The following is a 17,823-nucleotide window of genomic DNA, read 5'->3' as shown; positions in this document are numbered from 1 at the left end:
CTCACGCTCGGGAACTGGTCCGGCAACGGGCGGCCGCGCATGGCGATATGTCCTCACTCAGGGTGTCCGCGCCCTGGTTCGACGTGATCGGCGGCGAGAGTTCCTGGCTTCCGAGGAGTCAGCTCCTCGATGACAGTGGCGGGACCGCGCCGGATTCACACCGGCTTCCTCTCCTGCTGCCGTATTGGCTCCGGCAGTCCACCACGCCCACGAACGCCCGTCAACTTGCCGTTGACCTGGGACGGGAGAGTGTGCGGAGGCCCACATGGGACCGGTTTTTCCCTAGGCTCCGAAATTGAACTTTCCTAGACTGGGACACGACATCCAGAGAGCGGTCCGCGAGTGGTTGGGCCCGGGTCGTGACGTGCTGTGGTGGTTCACGGGGGTCCGCTGGGCCCCGCAAGATCACGGCACTATCGTGCAGCGGCGTGGGCGAAGAATGACGACACGGACTTGCGTCGAGGGACGCCGGCTTTCTGGCAGGGGGAGGTCGGCGTGGCCGATGGAAGTTCATCTGGGTGCCTCTGGCGCAGGAGCAGCTACAGCGGGGATTCTGGACACTGCGTCGAAGTCGCTTTCGTGCGGAAGGCGGTGGTCGTCCGTGATTCGCAGAACCCGTCAGGGTCACGCGTCGTCTTCTCCGTTGAGCGCTGGCAGGCGTTCCTGAGCGCCCTCGTCGGCGCGGGGGGAGAGGGAAGGGGAGCAGGATGACTGAGCATCATCTCGCCGAGTTACGGCAGTTGGCGCGCGGCGGGCACGGGGAGAGGCGTAGGACTCCGGCGGTTGTGGCCGCGGTGGTGTGTGTGCTGCTCGGCGCGGCGGCGGCCCTGGTGGGTGCGGTGGTTTCCCTGCTGGTGGAGAGTACGGCCGCGCGACTTGCCACCTGGGGTTTCGCGGCTGCGGTGACCGCGGTGTCCGTAGGGTTGTGGTGGGGGTCCGCCGATCTCAGGAACGGTCGTCGGCCGTAGGCTCGGGACGTTGGGCGGGCACCACGGCCCGGCGGTCGTCGCCGAGCGTCGGCGTGGCCGTCCCGGTCTCCGAGAGCAGTTTGGACAGCTGACGGCTCAGTGCGACCACGGGGGCCATGACGCCGCTGATCACCGAGAAGACCGTCCAGAAACCCGTCAGGTTCAGGGCGCTCAGAAGGATGAGCATTCCGGCGAGCGCGAGCAGCAGGACGACTATGCAGCCGGTGCAGTTGCGGATCTTGGTTCGGTACAGCCGGGCGTGGTCCTCCGTGCGGTTGTGATCCAGCATGTTCATCACCAGCGCACCGAACGGGTTGGTCATCGCCTCGCGGACGAGCTGGTTGTACGTGGGGTCGTCGGCCGGTGACCGGCCGGGGGCGGGGGCGCCCGCCGAGGGTCCGACAGGAGCCGCACCCGCACCCGCACCCTGCGCACCAGCCGTGCCGGTGTTGCGCCACGGTGCCTGCCCGATGGCCGTGAGGATCCCCCGCCACCACTCTCGCAACGCGGGCATATGGCCCCTCCTCGCTCCCCGGGCTCCTCGTGCCCGGCAGATCAGCTGCTGTCGATGCCTTCCCTGATCCGCTGGATCAGGGAGATCGCCTTGTCTCCGCTGTACGCGATCTCGCGGAGGGACTCGAAGCACTCCTGGTGGCTCACGATCAGCTCGTGGTCGTCACGGATTGACTGGTTTCCTTGGGCTTCCAGGTAGAGCAGGTCCTCGTCGTCCGAGAATCCGAGCAGGATGAAGCTGCTCAGGGTGGAGTAGTGGGCGCCTGCGGTGAAGGGCAGTACCTGCAGGGACACCTTCGGGCGTTCGGACATGGTGATGAGGTGCTGCAGCTGGGCGCGCTGTACGCGTGACCCGCCGACCTGGCGGTGCAGTGCGGCCTCGTCGATGACGAAGAACGTCCACGGTGGGTTCTCGCTTTCCAGAGCGCGCTCCTGGCGCGCTGTCCGCAGCTCCACGATCCGCCGCGCCCGTGCCTCGTCGACGCGTGGGGCGAGGAGCGCCATCGCGTAATCGTCCGTCTGCAGAAGGCCGGGGACGATGATCGGGTTGTACGTGCGAAAGGATGCGGCGGCGCTCTCGTATCCCAAGTACTGACTGAACTGCGGGCCGATGACGTCGTGGTACTGGGCCCACCAGCTCGGCCCCTTGGAACCGCGGGCGGCGTCTTCGAGCTCCGCGGCGAGCGCCGGGTCCGTCACCCCGTACTGCTGGAGCAGGGCGCGCAGGTCGGTGACCGAGAGGCTCACCGTTCCCTGCTCGATCCTCATGATCTTTGAAAGTGACCAGTCGAGGGCCTGGGCGGCATGGCCCTGTGACTGCTTCGCGGCCTCGCGCGCCTTGCGCAGTGCGATGCGAAGCCTGCGGCGGTTCAAGCTCGGGTCGACATCCCTCGGCATGGTGGCTCCTCGCTGTCGTCGCGGCTGTTTCGATTGATGACATAAGGCAGAGAGCCATATGTGCAGCCGACGCTAGCAGACAGCCTGATGCCATTATGCCATATGTCACTTCGCCGCATCGCATGCGCTCGTTCGCGTGAATGAGGGGGCGCGCGGACACGCAAAAGCCGGGTGGGACGCACCATGAGGTGCGTCCCACCCGGCTTATGTGCCAGCTCGATTCGCCGTCAGGCGACGATCAGATAGATCCCGTACGCCACGGCCGCCGCGCAGAGCGCGAAGCACGCGTACGCGCCCGTGCGTGCCGCCGCGGCGCCGCCCGTGGCCGATGAGGCGCCGGACGTGGCCGCCTCGTGCTTGGAGAGGCCGACGATGCCGAGGGTGAACAGGCCCACCAGGGCCACCGTCACCGCGAGGCTGACTCCGAAGACGGAGCCGAGGGCTGCCCAGTCGATGTCCATGCTGACTCTTCCTTACACCGTGGCGGGCCGGGCGGGGTCCGCCACGGTGCTGGTCGGGGCCGCGATGGTGGCCTTGACGAAGTCGACGTCCGCGTTCGCCACGGCCGACCCGGTGGGGGGCGGTGTGACGGCGGCCATCGCGGTGGTCACGACGCCGGCGGGCTCGTCGGCGGCGGGGCCGCCGATCTCGTCGTCGGCGACGTTCGTGTGGTCGACGGCGTTGCGCCGGGAGAGCACCCAGATCACGGCCGAGCCGGCCACGAGGAGCGCGGCGGTCACCGCGACGCCCCAGGGGCCCTGCTTGGTGAGGAACTCCGCGCCCGCGCCGACCAGACCGGCGGCCGGCAGCGTCAGGCCCCAGGCGACGAACATGCGGGTCGCCGTGGACCAGCGGACGACGCCGCCCTTGCGGCCGAGGCCCGCGCCCATCACGGCGCCGGAGCAGGACTGGGTGGTGGAGAGCGAGAAGCCCAGGTGCGAGGAGGCCAGGATGACCGTCGCTGCGCTGGTCTGGGCGGCGAAGCCCTGCTGCGGCTGGAGGTCGGTGAGGCCCTTGCCCATGGTGCGGATGATGCGCCAGCCGCCGAGGTAGGTGCCGAGCGCGATGGCGACACCGGCCGAGACGATGACCCACATCGGGGGGTTGGCGCCCGGGTTCAGGACACCGCCGGTGACCAGGGCGAGCGTGATGATGCCCATGGTCTTCTGCGCGTCGTTCGTGCCGTGGGCCAGCGAGACGAGGCCCGCGGAGGCGATCTGGCCGACGCGGTAGCCCTTGGCGGTCGCCTTGGTCTCGGTGTTGCGCCCGATGCGGTACGTCAGGCGCGTGGCCAGCGTCGCGGCGAGACCGGCCACCAGGGGCGCGGCGATCGCGGGGAGCAGGATCTTGGTCACGACGGTGCCGCCGTCGATCGACGACCAGCCCATCGACATGACCGCGGCGCCGATGAGGCCGCCGAAGAGTGCGTGGGAGGAGCTGGAGGGCAGGCCCACCAGCCAGGTCAGCAGATTCCAGAGGATCGCGCCGACGAGCGCCGCGAAGATCACCTCTGTCTTCAGTCCGTCCTCGTTGACGATCCCTCCGGAGATCGTCTTGGCGACCTCGACGGAGAGGAAAGCGCCGACGAGATTCAGCACGGCGGACATGGCCACCGCCGTCTTGGGCTTGAGAGCGCCAGTCGAGATGGTGGTCGCCATCGCGTTGGCCGTGTCGTGGAAACCGTTCGTGAAGTCGAACACGAGAGCGGTAACGATCACGATCCCGAGGAGAAGCGTGATGTGTTCCATTTACCCAGGCTTCTGTTGGACGTCAGTGGCAAGTGGAACGTAGGCAAGCTGAGTGAACGGAAAGTGAACTGGGTCGGGCCGTGCGGTGACCCAATGCGGGGCACCGCCACTCCGGTTCTTCCGGGGCGCCGGCGACGATCGCCCTGAGGGGCGTCACAAGGCCCGGAATCAGGGCTCCCCGAGGTACCCGGCTACCCACGGGCGAAGCTCCGCAACGTGTTCGCCGAGCCGTTGAAGAGATTCTGATCACCCGGCAGCGCGCCGGCGTTGTCGTGCTGCCAGACGGTCAGGCGCGACCAGCCCTTGGGCAGCGCTCCCGGCGTCGACGCCCAGCGCGCCAGCCACAGCGCGTGATCCGATCCGAAGACCCGGCTGCCGCCCGTGCAGGCGTTCCACCACTTGGTGGTCGTGTAGATCACCGGACGCCGGCCCGTCTGCCGCTTCACCTCGCCGCTGAAGGCCTTGATCCAGTCGACCATGCGGGCGCTGCCGAGGCCGTAGCACTTTCGTGGCCCGTACGGATTGTGCTCGATGTCGAGCGCGGGCGGCAGCGTCCGGCCGTCCGCCCGCCAGCGCCCTCCGTGCTCCATGAAGTACGCGGCCTGCCTCCTGCCCGAGGACTTGTCCGGCAGTGCGAAGTGGTACGCGCCGCGGAGGAGGCCCGCCGCGCGGGAGCCGTCGTACTGCCGCCGGAAGGAGGGGCTGCGGTACGTGTGGGACTCGGTGGCCTTCACGTAGACGAACTGCGCGCCCTTGCTCCTGGCCTGCTGCCAGTCGACGTTCTTCTGGTGCGAGGAGACGTCGTGTCCTCGCGGCTTGCCCGCAGCCGAAACCGGAATCTCGGCGAGGGCGGCGGCCCCGAGGGCCAGAGCCGTCACGGAGGCCGCGATGACGCGGGCGCGACGGTGGGACGGTGTGCGGTCACGGGCCATATTTCCCCCGGATGGCGACGTGCGGGACAAATCACCCAGAGGTTAGTGGAAGTCCGCCGCACACCGGTCGACCGCGGGCCGGCCCGTGTCGGCGCCGCTGCTGGCAGGATCACGGCATGACGGAGCAGCGGAAAGAGCGGGGCGAGGTCCGGCACGACGCGATCGAGCGGGCCTGGGACGAGCTGGTGGCGACGGCCCGCAGGACGGTGACGGACGGCCTGGTCGTCGGCACGTCGGGCAACGTCTCGGTGCGCGTCGGCGGCACGATCCTGGTCACCCCGAGCGGCGTGCCGTACGACCGCCTGACCCCGCGGGACGCCATCGGCGTCGACACGGACGGCAACCGGCTCTTCGGCGACCTCACCCCGACCAGCGAACTGCCCATGCACCTCGCCGTCTACCGCACCACGTACGCCGGAGCCGTGGTCCACACCCACGCGGTGCACGCGACCGCCGTCTCCACCCTCGTCCCGGAGCTCCCGCCCATCCACTACATGACGGCCGCCCTCGGCGGCCCGGTCCGCGTCGCCCGGTACGCGCCCTACGGCTCGGACGAGTTGGCCGAGAACATGCTGCGGGCCCTCAGGGACCGCTCGGGCTGCCTGCTGCAGAACCACGGGACCGTCACCTACGGGGACACCCTGGACCAGGCGTACGACCGCACGGCGCAGCTGGAGTGGATGGCACGCCTCTGGCTCACGGCGAGCTCCGTCCCCGGCCACGCCCCGACCCTCCTGTCCACGGGCCAGCTGAGGGAAGTCGAGGACAGGCTGCGGGGCTACGGCCAACGGTGACGCATCGCCGTGCGGCTCCGCGGGCCAAGTGACATCACCCCGCGGGCCCCGCCCACTGGCCCAAGGCGGGCCAGGGCCGGACACTGGGCAGGTGCGCCAAGCCAAAGCGACGGCAACGGCCGTCACCGCCGTCACCACCGCCCTCGTGGGCGGCGCAGCCGCCGTCGCCGCGGGCCGGTTCGCCAGCAACGCGGCCCTGAAGGCTCCGGCCGGCCGGCCGCTGCCGACCGAGCCCCGCCTCACGGTCCACTCCACGGCCGCCGGCCAGATCACCCTGACCCGTGCCCTCGCGAGCCTGCGCCCGGGCACGTACGGCCTCAGCGGCAACGGCAGCCATGCCGTGATCGGCCCCGTCCTGGACGCCGCGCCGCACGCGGCGGACACCGTCGTACGCCGCCTCGAGCGCGTCACGCACGGCTCCCTGGAACCCGGGGCGAAGGTCTGGCTCACCCCGCAGGTCCACATCGGCGACCCGCACGCCGCCCTGGACATCGACCACGCGGACGTCGACATCCCCGGCGAACTCGGCGGCCTGCCCGCCTGGTTCGTGCCGGGCATCCGGGACACCTGGGTGATCACCGTGCACGGCCTCGGGACCACCCGCGAGCACCCCATGGTCGTCATGGACTTCCTGCACCACCAGCAGTTCCCGGTGCTCGACCTCGCCTACCGGGGCGACCTCGGCGCACCCCGCTCCCCGGACGGCCTCGGCCACCTCGGCGAGACCGAGTGGCGCGACCTGGACGCCGCCATCCGCTACGCCGTGCGCAACGGAGCCCGGAACGTGATCCTGCACGGCTGGTCCACCGGCGGCGCCATGGCCCTGCACGCCGCCGCGTACTCCGCCCTGCGCGACCGGATCAGCGGACTCGTCCTCGACTCCCCGGTGCTGAACTGGGAGACCACCCTGCGCGCGCTCGCCGCGGCCCGCCGCACGCCGGGCGCCCTCCTGCCGCTCGCGGTGCGCGCCGCCCAGGGCCGCACGGGCCTGCGCGGCGACCGCATTCTGGAGGCCGCCGACCCCGGGGTGCTCAAGGTCCCCACGCTCCTCTTCCACGGCCCCGACGACGTGATCGCCCCCTGGGGGCTCTCCCGTCAACTGGCCGACAGGCGGCCCGAACTGGTCACTCTCCACACCGTTCCGGATGCACCCCACGGCGCCATGTGGAACGCCGACCCCGCGGGCTACGAAGAGGCGCTGCGGCGCTTCCTCACGCCCCTCATGTAGCGCGCGAAAGCCCCCTGGGGCAGCGCTCCGGAGCCTTGCGCAAGCATTCCGTTTGGGTTTTCGGACCGTCAACAGGAAGACTGCTCCCGTGACGTCCCGTATCCCGCGCGACTCAAGGCTCCGACTCGTCCGCGCTCAGTCCCCCAGGGCCGAGAGGCGAGCGGGGGTGGAGCGGGGCACAGCGCGACCCCTGACCGCCCCCGGCGCAATGACGCAGCAGCGTGCGCGCCGTCCCGCGCCCCGGCCTCCCGAGGGCACACCCGCCCCCGGCGAGCTGGCCCGGATGGCACGCAAGCGCCTCGCCGACGCCGTGCGGGTCGCGCGCTGGGCCGACGCGTCCCTGCGCCCGGGGCCAAGCCGCGGAGGGCCGACGCCCGACGGCAAGGGCACCCTCTCCGCCGCCACCGCCGAACGCGCCGCCGCCGAGCTGGCACTGACCCCGGATCAGGTCCGTGCCGACTGGGACACCGCACGGCTCGCGGGACTCATCGAGGTGCACGGCGACAGCGCGCGCCCCGGCTGGCGGCTGCGTGCCTGGGACCGTGACGACGCCGCCGTGCTGCGCGGCTGGGTCGCCCTCTTCGACGCCTGGTCGCTCACGCACGCGGCCTCGCGCGAGCTGGCGCCCGCCACCGTGGCCGAGACCGTCGAGGCCATGCCGCAGCTCCTCACCCTGCTGCAGCTCTCCGCGGGCCCCGTGCCCGTCCCGCAGCTCCTCGACCTCCTCGACCAGCGCGTGACCGAACTGCGCACGGAACGCTGCGAGATCCCCTACGGCCCGCAGCCCGAGCCGGAGCCGGTCGACCCGGCCGAGACCCCGGCCCTGGCCACCCTCCTGGACTGGGCGCTGCGCGGCCTGGCCGCCGTCGGCGCGCTGACGTACGCCGAAGGGCAGGCCACGCTCACGCCGCTCGGCAGCTGGGCGGTCTGGGTCAAGCTGGAGCAGATCTGCGTGGCCGCGCAGAGCCCGGCGGGCAACATCGAGCAGGCCGCCGAGGACATGCTCCGCGGCTGCGCGCGCCTGCGCCCGAACGCGGCCCGCTCCGAGTACCGCGCCTGGCTCGCCGCCCGGCCCGTCGGCAGCGCCGTCACCGAGCTCCTGGACGCCGCCCGTGGCGAGGACGCCCTCCTGCGCGGCCTCGCCTTCGAGGCCCTGCGGGTGGTCGGCGCCCCGGCCGAGGCGGAGGTGCGGGCCGTCGTGGACGAGACCCCGCTGCGGCCCTACGCCCTGATCTGGCTGGCCGAGCAGGAGGGCGCCGACCCCGAGGACGTCCACCTCGTCCTGACGCGGGACGAGTCGACGTGGCTGTGGGTGGACACCGCCGCAGCCGTCGCCGACCACGGGGAGACCCACCTCCTCGTACGCCACCTGGAGTCCGCGGTGCAGCCCACGGTGCCCGCGCTCCTGGACGAGGTGCGCCGCATCGGCCACCCCCGCACGGTCCAGGTCCTGGTCGCCCTCGCCGCGGCCCACCCGGACCCCGCGCTCGCCAAGGCCGTGCGCAGGGCGGCCTTCCAGGTGCACACCGGCGGCTCCTGAGACCCGGGCCCGCGGCTCACCGGAAGGTGTTGCACTGCGCCATGTCGCCGGTCCGGTAGCCCTGGTAGAACCACTGCTGGCGCTGCTCGGCCGAGCCGTGCGTCCAGGACTCGGGGGTGACCCGGCCCTGGAACTTCTCCTGGATGCGGTCGTCGCCCACGGCGGCCGCCGCGTCCAGGCCCTCGCGGATGTCGGCGTCGGTGAGGCTGGTGATCAGCGGCTTGCCCGTCCTGTCGTCGGGGGTACGGGTCGCGTGCCGCGCCCAGACGCCCGCGTAGCAGTCGGCCTGCAGCTCCACCTTCACGGCGTTGCTGTTCTGTCCCGTGCGCCCGTCCTGGGAGCGCTGCAGCGTCCCCATCAGGTTCTGCACGTGGTGCCCGTACTCGTGCGCCACTACGTAGGCCTGCGCGAAGGGGCCGCCGCTGGAGCCGAACTTGGTCCGCAGCTCGTCGAAGAAGCCCAGGTCCAGATAGACCTTCCGGTCGCCGGGGCAGTAGAACGGGCCGACCGCCGACGACGCGGCGCCGCAGGCCGTGCCCACCCGGCTGGAGTAGAGGACGGTCGGCGCGGGGGAGTAGCTCCCCTCCCTGCGGCGGAACTCGGGGCGCCAGTAGTCCTGGACGCTGTTGACCACGGCGACCATGCGGCAGTCGTCCTTGGCGTTCGCGTCCTCCCCCGTACGGCAGCTCTGCTGCACCTGCGCGAGGGACGAGGAGGTGGCGGCCGGCTCCTCGTCGCCGGAGGAGAGGCCGAGCTGGTCGGGTCCGACACCGAAGAACAGGCCGAGGAGCAGCGCGATCAGGCCCGCGACGCCGCCGCCGACCGTCGCCTTGCCGCCGGGGATCCGGCTGCCCCGCACGTCCTGTACCTCGGACGTGTCCAGATCGGCGTCGTCGTCGAACTGCATGGGCGCACCACCCTCTGCCTCGCATCCGGGACGGCGTCGCGCCGCCCTGTGCCGAGATGTCGGCGTCTTCATCCTGGTATGCCCCACCCTGCGCGGCGCCGGACGGAGGTCCGAACGGGGGACGCTCGCCGCCCGGTGCGACGTGTCGCGGCCGTCGCCCGGGGCCGCACGGTGACACCGCCGCTACGCTCTGCGCCTGTCCCACGGGCAGAGGTACCGGCGGATGTGCCGAAGAGCGGCAGATGTGCCGAAGAGGGGGGCGTGCGTGTCCGTAGTGCCGTTCGAGGTGTCCGGATGCGGGCCCGTGAGACCGGCGCCCGCCCGCCGTGGCTCCCGCCTCGCCCTCCCGGTGATCCTCGGCCTGCTGGCCCTGCCGCTCATCACCGCGGCCCACCACTCGCGACCCGCCCCCTACGGAGACCACCTCACCGTCCACGCGCGCGTGGACGGCGGCGCACCGGCCCCCGAGCTCCGCACCAGGGGCCGCGCCGTCCAGGCGTACGACCCGGCGACCGGGCGCCCCCGCTGGACCTACAGCCGTGCGGGAGAACGCCCGCTCGCGCTGCTGCCCGTCCCCGGGCACGCCGTGGCGCTCTGGAGCGACGGCATGGTCACCGACACCGTGCGCGCCGACGGCAGCGCCGTCCGCTGGCACCGCGCCATCCCCGGCAGCGCGTCCTGGCTGCGCTCTCCCGCCGCCCGGGGCGCCGCCGGGGTCCTCCAGCCGCTGGACCCCCGCGGCCGCATGCTCGCCGTCATCACCCCGCACCGCATCGCCGCCTACCGCAGCGCTGACGGCGACCTGCGCTGGGTGCTGCCCGCGTACGACGGCTGCGCCTTCGAGCCCGCCCGCTCCGCCCGCCGCGGGCAGGCCCTGATGGTCGCCCAGCCCTGCGGCGACGCCGCGACACCGTGGACCTCGCAGCTGATCGCCGTGGACGACCTCGGCCGGATCGTGCCCCGGCGCACGCCCCTGGGCAACGAACTGCCGGGCGGCGCCTCGGACGACGTACGAACCCGGGCAGGAAAAGCTGTTGCACCGCCCCGTTAGAATTGGCCGCATGGCCATTCTCCTCGTGCATTAGACGGCGTGATCGCCTTCAGTCCTTCCGCCGTCCATACCCACCCCTGCCCAGGAGTCTGTCCGTGATCACCGCTTCCGGCATCGAGCTGCGCGCCGGCGCCCGCATCCTCATCGAGAACGCCACCTTCCGTATCGCCAAGGGCGACCGCATCGGCCTGGTGGGACGCAACGGAGCGGGCAAGACCACGCTCACCAAGTGCCTCGCCGGTGAGGGCATGCCGGCCGGCGGCACGATCAGCCGCTCCGGCGAGGTCGGCTACCTCCCGCAGGACCCGCGCACCGGCGACCTGGACGTGCTCGCCCGCGACCGCATCCTCTCCGCCCGCGGCCTCGACACCCTCATCCGCAAGATGCGCGAGAACGAACAGCGCATCGCCACCGGCACCGGCGGCACGCGCGACAAGGCGATGAAGCAGTACGAGCGCCAGGAGACGGAGTTCCTCACCAAGGGCGGGTACGCCGCCGAGGCCGAGGCCGCCACCATCGCCGCCGCGCTCAGCCTCCCCGACCGTGTGCTCGGCCAGCCCCTGCACACGCTCTCCGGTGGTCAGCGCCGCCGCGTCGAGCTGGCCCGCATCCTCTTCTCGGATGCCGACACCCTGCTCCTGGACGAGCCGACGAACCACCTCGACGCCGACTCCATCGTCTGGCTCCGGGACTACCTCAAGTCCTACCGCGGCGGCTTCATCGTGATCTCCCACGACGTCGACCTGGTCGAGACGGTCGTGAACAAGGTCTTCTACCTGGACGCCAACCGCGCCCAGATCGACGTCTACAACATGGGCTGGCGGCTCTACCAGCAGCAGCGCGAGTCCGACGAGAAGCGCCGCAAGCGCGAGCGGCAGAACGCCGAGAAGAAGGCCTCCCAGCTCCACTCGCAGGCCGACAAGATGCGCGCCAAGGCCACCAAGACCGTCGCCGCGCAGAACATGGCCAAGCGTGCCGACAAGCTCCTCGCCGGTCTGGACGAGGTGCGCCAGAGCGACAAGGTCGCCAAGCTGCGCTTCCCCGACCCCTCGCCCTGCGGCAAGACCCCGCTGATGGCCGAGGGCCTCTCGAAGTCGTACGGCTCGCTCGAAATCTTCACGGACGTCGACCTCGCCATCGACAAGGGCTCGCGCGTCGTCATCCTCGGCCTCAACGGCGCGGGCAAGACCACGCTCCTGCGGCTCCTCGGCGGCGCCGAGAAGCCCGACACCGGGCAGGTCATCGAGGGCCACGGCCTCAAGCTCGGGTACTACGCCCAGGAGCACGAGACCCTGGACCCCGAGCGCACGGTCCTGGAGAACATGCGCTCGGCCGCCCCCGACCTCGACCTCGTCGCGGTGCGCAAGACGCTCGGCTCGTTCCTCTTCTCCGGCGACGACGTCGACAAGCCCGCGGGCGTCCTGTCCGGCGGCGAGAAGACCCGTCTGGCGCTCGCCACCCTGGTGGTCTCCTCCGCCAACGTGCTGCTCCTCGACGAGCCCACGAACAACCTCGACCCGGCGAGCCGCGAGGAGATCCTCGGCGCCCTGCGCACCTACAAGGGCGCGGTCGTCCTCGTCACGCACGACGAGGGCGCGGTGGACGCGCTCCAGCCGGAGCGGATCATCCTGCTGCCCGACGGCATCGAGGACCTGTGGGGCCAGGACTACGCGGATCTGGTCGCGCTCGCCTGATCCGCGGGGCCCCCGTGCGGCGTCCACCTTGGTTGATCGAATAACTGATCCACAGCGTATGGATCATTCGGCCGAGCCGTGATCCTTCATCTGTGTGAGCTCTCCTCGTACCGAAGTGTGGGGTACACGGATTTTTGGGGTGGGCGCGGCATCGGACAAGGCCTTCGTCCGCCACCGCGCTGACCTGGCACTTCGGTCCCCAACCCATTCGGCGGCACGGAATTCCGTACGCGGAATCGTTCATTCCGCTCGTGGTGCCGCCTTCCCCGGCGGGAAACCTCGTCGTACGGACCTTGCCGAATGGGTGGCCAGGAAGCCCAGGAGGGGTGATCATGAGAAGTCCAGAGCGCACTTCCCATGAGGAGGCACGGGTGGCCGAGACTCTGAAGAAGGGCAGCCGGGTAACCGGCGCCGCGCGCGACAAGCTCGCGGCAGACCTGAAGAAGAAGTACGACGGCGGTGCGAGCATCCGGGCGTTGGCCGAGGAGACCGGCCGTTCGTACGGCTTCGTGCACCGCATGCTCAGCGAGTCCGGAGTCACGCTGCGGGGACGCGGCGGGGCGACGCGAGGCAAGAAGGCCGCAGCCGGCTGACGGCTGCGGGCGGTTCACCGGCTTCGACGGTGGCCACCCGGCCGATCGCCTGATCGGCCGGGTGTTTACTGTGCAGTCACTTACGGGCGCGTCCGCGCGTCCGCACCGACTGCACACCACCATCGGAGGCTCCCATGGTTTCGCCCGGCAGTGAACTCGGCGGATCCGCACCGGTACTCGACAAGGACGGCGTACGCCTGACTGTCGACGAGGCCGTCGCCACGGTGACGCTGGCCAACCCGGCCAAGCGCAACGCCCAATCTCCCGCGCTGTGGAGGGCGTTGGCCGAGGCAGGTCGGATGTTGCCGGGCAGTGTCCGTGTCGTCGTGCTCCGCGGTGAGGGCAAGTCCTTCTCCGCGGGCCTCGACCGCCAGGCGTTCACGCCCGAGGGCTTCGACGGCGAGCCGTCCTTCATTGATCTGGCGCGCGGCGACGACGACGTCCTCGACGCGACGATCGCCGAGTACCAGGAGGCGTTCACCTGGTGGCGGCGCAGCGACATCGTGTCCATCGCTGCCGTCCAGGGGCATGCCATCGGTGCGGGCTTCCAGCTCGCGCTCGCCTGTGACCTGCGGATCGCCGCGGACGACGTGCAGTTCGCCATGCGCGAGACCAGCCTGGGCCTGGTGCCCGACCTCACCGGCACGCATCCCCTCGTGGGGCTCGTCGGCTACGCCCGCGCGCTGGAGATCTGCGCCACCGGGCGGTTCGTCCACGCCCCCGAGGCCGAGCGCGTGGGCCTGGCCAACCTCGTCGTGCCCGCCGACCAGCTCGACGCGTCCGTGAGCGACCTGGCGGCCGCGCTGCTCACCGCGCCGCGCGACGCCGTCATCGAGACCAAGGCCCTCCTCCAGGGCGTCGCCGGTCGTACGTACGAGGAGCAGCGCACCGCGGAGCGTGCCGCGCAGGGCCGTCGCCTGAGGGATCTGGCGGGCCTCGGCGACTAGGCGTTCCCGACCGCAGCTCACTCCTCGACCGCCGTGATCAGGACCGCCACCGACGGGTGGTCCGTCAGGGCGTCACCGACCACCGCGCGGACCGCGAGCGCCACGTCCAGGGCGCGGTGTTCGCGGTCCGTCGCCAGCTCCACGCGCGCGTGGCGACGCGGAAGAGCGGCGTCCGCTGCCGGGGACTCGGCGAGGTGGACCGCGCGCCCGAAGCCCAGGGCGCCGGTCAGCCGCCGTACGCCCGGCACTTCGAGGACGGCGTTCGCCACGCGTGCCTCGTCGCCGCTCCCGGGGGCCGGCTGCGCCCCGTCCCGCGGCGTCTTTTCCGACTGCGCCGACACCTCCACGGGGGCCTGCCCCGCGTCGAGGAGTGTCGTCACGCTGAGGTCCACCTCCGCGACCACCAGGCCGAGCCGCTCATGGGCCGCAGTGAACAGCGCCGTCCGGAGCCGGTCCGCCGCCGCGGGAAGCGGCTCGCTCGGCTCGGCCGCGAATTCCGCCGTGATCCGCAGCGGTCCCGGCAGCAGCGCGCTCGGCGGCGCGGGCACGGCGGGGTCCGCCGCCCGCGACGGATCGGCGAGCGCCAGCCGCAGGGCCCCCAGACGTACGCCGCTCACCCCCTCCGCCGCATGGCGCAGTACCCCGTCCGCGCACGCCTCGGTCAGCCAGGAGCCGTCACCCGGACCGCCCAGGGGGAGAACCCGCCCCAGGCCGAGCTGTCGCCGTACCGCCTCGGTCCATCCGTCACCCGTCATTGCCCCAGCCTGCCCCATCCCTGGCGCGCGCGGACGGAACCGCACTTAGTGTGGGCGAAGGAGTAGATCCCCTTTCGAAAGGGACGGACGGCGATGACCGACACCGGACAGCGGAACCTGCCTCAGGGGACCCTCGCGAAGGAGTCCACCGACGAGGCGGGGAAGAGCGGCACGACCAAGCGGGGCGGCGGCGACCCCGCCACCCGGGGGCGCACCACCATCGCGGACGGTGTCGTCGAGAAGATCGCCGGGCTCGCCGCCCGCGACGTCGACGGCGTGCACGCGATGGGCGGCGGACTCGCCAGGACCTTCGGGGCCGTACGCGACCGGGTGCCCGGCGGTTCGGGCTCCAAGTCCGTGTCGCGCGGCGTGAAGGCCGAGGTCGGCGAGGTGCAGACGGCACTCGACCTGGAGATCGTCGTCGAGTACGGGGTGTCGATCGCGGACGTCGCGCGCGACGTGCGGGAGAACGTCATCGGGGCCGTCGAGCGCATGACCGGCCTGGAGGTCGTCGAGGTCAACATCGCGGTGAGCGACGTGAAGCTCCCGGACGAGGAAGACGACGAGCCCCAAGGCCGCCTTCAGTGACATGCCCCAGTACCCCAGCCGCGTCTTGCTAAGGAGCGCACGATGAGCATGGCCGTGATCGGCATGGTGGCCGGAATGGCGCTCGGCTTCGCCGGGTACTTCGGCGGGTTCGGGGCGTTCTTGCTGGTGGCCGCGTTGGGCGCCATAGGGTTTGTCGCGGGCCGGTTCCTCGAGGGGGACCTGGAGCTCGGCGACTTCTTCCGTACCCGTGGCGACGACCGGCGGCGGTGAGCGGTGGCGGCACAGGTCGGGCCCGGTGAGCGCGGCGCGACCCAGATCGCCGACCGGGTCGTCGCGAAGATCGCGGCACAGGCGGCACGCGAGGCGCTGACGGAGCTGCCCGCGGACTGCTCGCCGCCGCACGCGACCGTCACCGTGCGCCATGACGTCGCCCGCGTCCGGGTCAGCGTCGAACTGGACTACCCCTCGGACATCGGCGGGCAGTGCGGCGCGGTGCGTCGCCAAGTCGCCCAGCGGGTAAAGGCGTTGGCGGGGATGGAAGTGCCCGAGGTCGCGGTCCAGGTCGAGCGGCTGCACTCGGCACACGTGCGCGCCGCGGCGCAGGGGAGGACGCGATGAGCCAGGCTCAGGGGCCTCAGGGCGCCGGCGGGGGTGGCGGCACGCAGCCGCTGCCCGTCGTCGAACGCGCCGAGAGCGAGCTCGACCAGTCGGCCTCCGCGGCGTCCTACGACCCGCCGCCCACCCTGGCCGACGAGACGAAGGCGACCCGCTTCTGGTCACCGCGGCGCGTGCCCGCCGCCGTCCTCGCCCTGCTGATCCTCGGCGGCGCGGGGCTCTTGCTGTACGACATCGCCGCGGTGCGGGCCGGGCACTCGGCCATGGGCTGGCGGCGCGTCCTCTCCCGCGAACTCGGCGAGCGGCCCCTGGACGACACGGCGGTCCTCATCGGCGCCGGGGTCGCCGCGGCCGCCGGGATCTGGCTGCTCGTGCTCGCCGCGACCCCCGGGCTCCGGGCGGTGCTCGCCATGCGGCGCGGGGACGCGGACGTACGGGCGGGGCTGCACCGGGGCGCCGCCGCGATGGTGCTGCGGGACCGGGCGATGGACGTGTCGGGGGTGCAGTCGGTGCGGGTCCGCATGACGCGCTCGAAGGTGGACGTGCACGCGGTCTCGCACTTCCGTGAACTCGACGACGTACGAAGCGACTTGGACACCACGCTGGCCGACGGCATCCGGGACCTGGGCCTCGCCCGCGGCCCCGCGCTCACCGTCCGGGTGGCACGGCCTGGCAGGAAGGGCTGAGCGCGATGCTGAAGACGGTCAACCGTGTGGTGCTCGGCCTGGTCGGCCTGGTGCTCGTGGTCGGGGGCGGCTCGGTCCTCGCGATCGGGCTCGGGGCGTCGCCGCCGTCGTGGTGGGTCCACGACGGCAGGCGTGACGTCCTGGTGAGCGACGCGGACCGGTCGCGGTGGCGGGACGAGGGCTGGTTCTGGCCCACGGTGATCGCCGTGCTCGCGGTGCTTCTGCTGCTCGCCCTGTGGTGGCTGGTGGCGCAGCTGCGGCGGCGCAGGCTGGCCGAGGTGCTGGTGGAGACCGGGGACGGCGAGGGCGCTCTGCTGCGGGGGCGGGCCCTGGAGAGCGTACTCGTGGGGGAGGCGGAGTCGCTGGAGGGCGTGCAGCGGGCCGGGGTTTCCCTGACAGGCCGCCGCAACGCCCCCGAGGCGCGGGTGTCGCTGCTTCTTGAGCCGCAGGCGACGCCCGGCGAGGCGCTGCACCGGCTCTCCACGGAGGCGCTGACGCACGCCAGGGACTCGGCCGGCCTGGCCCGGCTGCCCGCGGTGGTGCAATTGCGGGCGGTGAAGCACCGGGCCGAGCGGGTCAGTTGAGCTCGGTCGAGTGGTCCCTCCCGGCGGCTAGAACCCGTGCCGTGCCCCGCCGTCCACCGGCAGCATGACGCCCGTCAGGTAGGAGGCGGCGGGCGAGAGGAAGAACGCCGCCGTGCGGCCGAACTCCTCCGGGGTGCCGTAACGCCGCAGCGGGATGCGCGACTCGTGGCCCGCGCGCGTCGCCTCGGGGTCCGCGGAGAGCCCGTCGAGCTGCCGCACCCGGTCCGTGTCGATACGGGACGGAAGCAGCCCCACGACGCGGATGCCCCGGGGGCCGAGCTCGTCCGAGAGCGACTTCGCGAAGCCCGCGAGGCCGGGCCGCAGCCCGTTGGAGATGGTGAGCCCCGGGATCGGTTCGTGCACCGATGCGGAGAGGACGAAGCCGATGACGCCGCCCTCGCCGAGCTCCGCCGCCGCGGAACGGGCCAGACGTACCGCCCCGAGGAACACGGACTCGAAGGCCGACGTCCACTGCTCGTCCGTGTTGTCGGCGGCGAAACCGGGCGCGGGCCCGCCGACGCTGATCAGCACACCGTCGAAGCGGCCGAAGTGCTCGCGCGCGGCGGAGATCAGCCGGCTCGCGACGGCCGGATCGGCGTTGTCCGCCGCGACACCCCGGGCGTTGTCGCCGAGCTCGGTCGCCGCCTCGGCGACGGTCTTCTCGTCCCGGCCGGTGATCAGTACCTTCGCGCCGTCCGCGACCAGCGCACGCGCGGCGGCGTTGCCCAGGCCCCGGGTGGCACCGGTGATGACGTAGACGCGGTCCTTCAGTCCAAGATCCATGGCCCTATCCTGCCGCGTACCGGCCGTGGAACGCGAGGC

Annotated in this window: 21 protein-coding genes and 1 riboswitch; of the genes, 13 read left to right on the top strand and 8 right to left on the bottom strand. The window is 72.0% G+C overall.

Features of this window, described 5'->3' with window-relative positions; all coding sequences use genetic code 11:
- Positions 1-74: 74 nt before the first annotated feature.
- Positions 75-218: riboswitch (cobalamin riboswitch) on the bottom strand.
- 151 nt (positions 219-369) lie between these two features.
- Positions 370-711 carry a DUF397 domain-containing protein gene (locus tag AB0I66_RS13385; protein WP_363207962.1) on the top strand — a complete coding sequence of 114 codons (342 nt, stop codon included), beginning with the start codon at positions 370-372 and terminating at the stop codon, positions 709-711.
- Positions 712-945: 234 nt separating this feature from the next.
- Here the strand turns inward: AB0I66_RS13385 and AB0I66_RS13380 are convergent, their stop codons facing one another.
- The 5 genes from AB0I66_RS13380 to AB0I66_RS13360 all read right to left on the bottom strand — a co-directional run bounded on the left by AB0I66_RS13380 (position 946) and on the right by AB0I66_RS13360 (position 5,058).
- Positions 946-1,482, bottom strand: coding sequence for a hypothetical protein (locus tag AB0I66_RS13380; RefSeq protein WP_363207961.1), 537 nt, complete (start codon positions 1,480-1,482; stop codon positions 946-948).
- A 41-nt stretch (positions 1,483-1,523) separates the two neighbouring features.
- A complete protein-coding gene (locus AB0I66_RS13375) occupies positions 1,524-2,378 on the bottom strand; it encodes a helix-turn-helix transcriptional regulator (RefSeq protein ID WP_363207960.1) in 855 nt (284 codons plus the stop codon).
- A 227-nt stretch (positions 2,379-2,605) separates the two neighbouring features.
- Complete coding sequence (locus AB0I66_RS13370) at positions 2,606-2,839, bottom strand: hypothetical protein (protein ID WP_363207959.1); 234 nt, start codon at positions 2,837-2,839, stop codon at positions 2,606-2,608.
- A gap of 12 nt (positions 2,840-2,851) precedes the next feature.
- Entirely contained in the window at positions 2,852-4,126 is a 1,275-nt protein-coding gene (locus AB0I66_RS13365; protein WP_363207958.1) for an inorganic phosphate transporter, read from the bottom strand.
- A gap of 191 nt (positions 4,127-4,317) precedes the next feature.
- Positions 4,318-5,058, bottom strand: a complete 741-nt coding sequence (locus AB0I66_RS13360) for a lysozyme (RefSeq protein WP_363207957.1) — start codon at positions 5,056-5,058, stop codon at positions 4,318-4,320.
- A gap of 116 nt (positions 5,059-5,174) precedes the next feature.
- Here AB0I66_RS13360 and AB0I66_RS13355 point away from each other — a divergent pair, with 116 nt between their 5' ends.
- The 3 genes from AB0I66_RS13355 (at position 5,175) to AB0I66_RS13345 (ending at position 8,620) form a co-directional block, all read left to right on the top strand.
- Entirely contained in the window at positions 5,175-5,852 is a 678-nt protein-coding gene (locus AB0I66_RS13355; RefSeq protein ID WP_363207956.1) for a class II aldolase/adducin family protein, read from the top strand.
- 91 nt (positions 5,853-5,943) lie between these two features.
- Positions 5,944-7,080: an alpha/beta fold hydrolase gene (locus AB0I66_RS13350; RefSeq protein WP_363207955.1), complete on the top strand. Its 1,137-nt coding sequence runs from the start codon at positions 5,944-5,946 to the stop codon at positions 7,078-7,080.
- A 208-nt stretch (positions 7,081-7,288) separates the two neighbouring features.
- Positions 7,289-8,620, top strand: coding sequence for a hypothetical protein (locus AB0I66_RS13345; protein ID WP_363207954.1), 1,332 nt, complete (start codon positions 7,289-7,291; stop codon positions 8,618-8,620).
- A 16-nt stretch (positions 8,621-8,636) separates the two neighbouring features.
- On the opposite strand, the gene AB0I66_RS13340 is transcribed toward AB0I66_RS13345, so the two are convergent.
- A complete protein-coding gene (locus AB0I66_RS13340) occupies positions 8,637-9,527 on the bottom strand; it encodes a neutral zinc metallopeptidase (RefSeq protein ID WP_363207953.1) in 891 nt (296 codons plus the stop codon).
- A gap of 265 nt (positions 9,528-9,792) precedes the next feature.
- Here AB0I66_RS13340 and AB0I66_RS13335 point away from each other — a divergent pair, with 265 nt between their 5' ends.
- From AB0I66_RS13335 to AB0I66_RS13320, 4 genes are all read left to right on the top strand, one after another.
- A complete protein-coding gene (locus AB0I66_RS13335; RefSeq protein ID WP_363207952.1) occupies positions 9,793-10,578 on the top strand; it encodes a hypothetical protein in 786 nt (261 codons plus the stop codon).
- Positions 10,579-10,673: 95 nt separating this feature from the next.
- A complete protein-coding gene (locus tag AB0I66_RS13330; protein ID WP_363207951.1) occupies positions 10,674-12,272 on the top strand; it encodes an ABC-F family ATP-binding cassette domain-containing protein in 1,599 nt (532 codons plus the stop codon).
- A gap of 371 nt (positions 12,273-12,643) precedes the next feature.
- A complete protein-coding gene (locus tag AB0I66_RS13325) occupies positions 12,644-12,865 on the top strand; it encodes a helix-turn-helix domain-containing protein (RefSeq protein WP_055550175.1) in 222 nt (73 codons plus the stop codon).
- Positions 12,866-12,999: 134 nt separating this feature from the next.
- On the top strand, positions 13,000-13,812 hold the full coding sequence (locus AB0I66_RS13320; protein ID WP_363207950.1) for an enoyl-CoA hydratase/isomerase family protein: 813 nt from the start codon (positions 13,000-13,002) through the stop codon (positions 13,810-13,812).
- A 17-nt stretch (positions 13,813-13,829) separates the two neighbouring features.
- Here AB0I66_RS13320 and AB0I66_RS13315 read toward each other — a convergent pair whose 3' ends face one another.
- A complete protein-coding gene (locus AB0I66_RS13315) occupies positions 13,830-14,567 on the bottom strand; it encodes a nucleopolyhedrovirus P10 family protein (RefSeq protein ID WP_363207949.1) in 738 nt (245 codons plus the stop codon).
- A 93-nt stretch (positions 14,568-14,660) separates the two neighbouring features.
- Between AB0I66_RS13315 and AB0I66_RS13310 the strand changes: the two genes are divergently transcribed.
- The 5 genes from AB0I66_RS13310 to amaP are packed head-to-tail and all read left to right on the top strand — an operon-like array spanning position 14,661 to position 17,001.
- Complete coding sequence (locus AB0I66_RS13310; protein WP_363207948.1) at positions 14,661-15,155, top strand: Asp23/Gls24 family envelope stress response protein; 495 nt, start codon at positions 14,661-14,663, stop codon at positions 15,153-15,155.
- A gap of 42 nt (positions 15,156-15,197) precedes the next feature.
- Positions 15,198-15,386 (top strand): hypothetical protein, encoded by a 189-nt coding sequence (locus AB0I66_RS13305; RefSeq protein WP_249590721.1) that lies wholly within the window; start codon positions 15,198-15,200, stop codon positions 15,384-15,386.
- Between the two features lie 3 nt (positions 15,387-15,389).
- Positions 15,390-15,734, top strand: a complete 345-nt coding sequence (locus AB0I66_RS13300; RefSeq protein WP_363207947.1) for a hypothetical protein — start codon at positions 15,390-15,392, stop codon at positions 15,732-15,734.
- Positions 15,731-16,417, top strand: a complete 687-nt coding sequence (locus tag AB0I66_RS13295) for a DUF6286 domain-containing protein (RefSeq protein ID WP_363207946.1) — start codon at positions 15,731-15,733, stop codon at positions 16,415-16,417. The genes AB0I66_RS13300 and AB0I66_RS13295 overlap by 4 nt, the downstream gene beginning before the upstream one ends.
- Positions 16,418-16,422: 5 nt before the next feature.
- Positions 16,423-17,001: an alkaline shock response membrane anchor protein AmaP gene (amaP, locus tag AB0I66_RS13290; RefSeq protein ID WP_363207945.1), complete on the top strand. Its 579-nt coding sequence runs from the start codon at positions 16,423-16,425 to the stop codon at positions 16,999-17,001.
- Between the two features lie 27 nt (positions 17,002-17,028).
- Here amaP and AB0I66_RS13285 read toward each other — a convergent pair whose 3' ends face one another.
- Positions 17,029-17,784: an SDR family oxidoreductase gene (locus AB0I66_RS13285; protein ID WP_363207944.1), complete on the bottom strand. Its 756-nt coding sequence runs from the start codon at positions 17,782-17,784 to the stop codon at positions 17,029-17,031.
- Positions 17,785-17,823 lie beyond the last annotated feature (39 nt).

Origin of the sequence: Streptomyces sp. NPDC050439 (genome assembly GCF_040655335.1) — a bacterium.
Lineage (GTDB): Bacteria > Actinomycetota > Actinomycetes > Streptomycetales > Streptomycetaceae > Streptomyces.
Note: the sequence above shows the minus strand (reverse complement) of the source record. Positions and strands in the feature narration are given on the sequence as shown.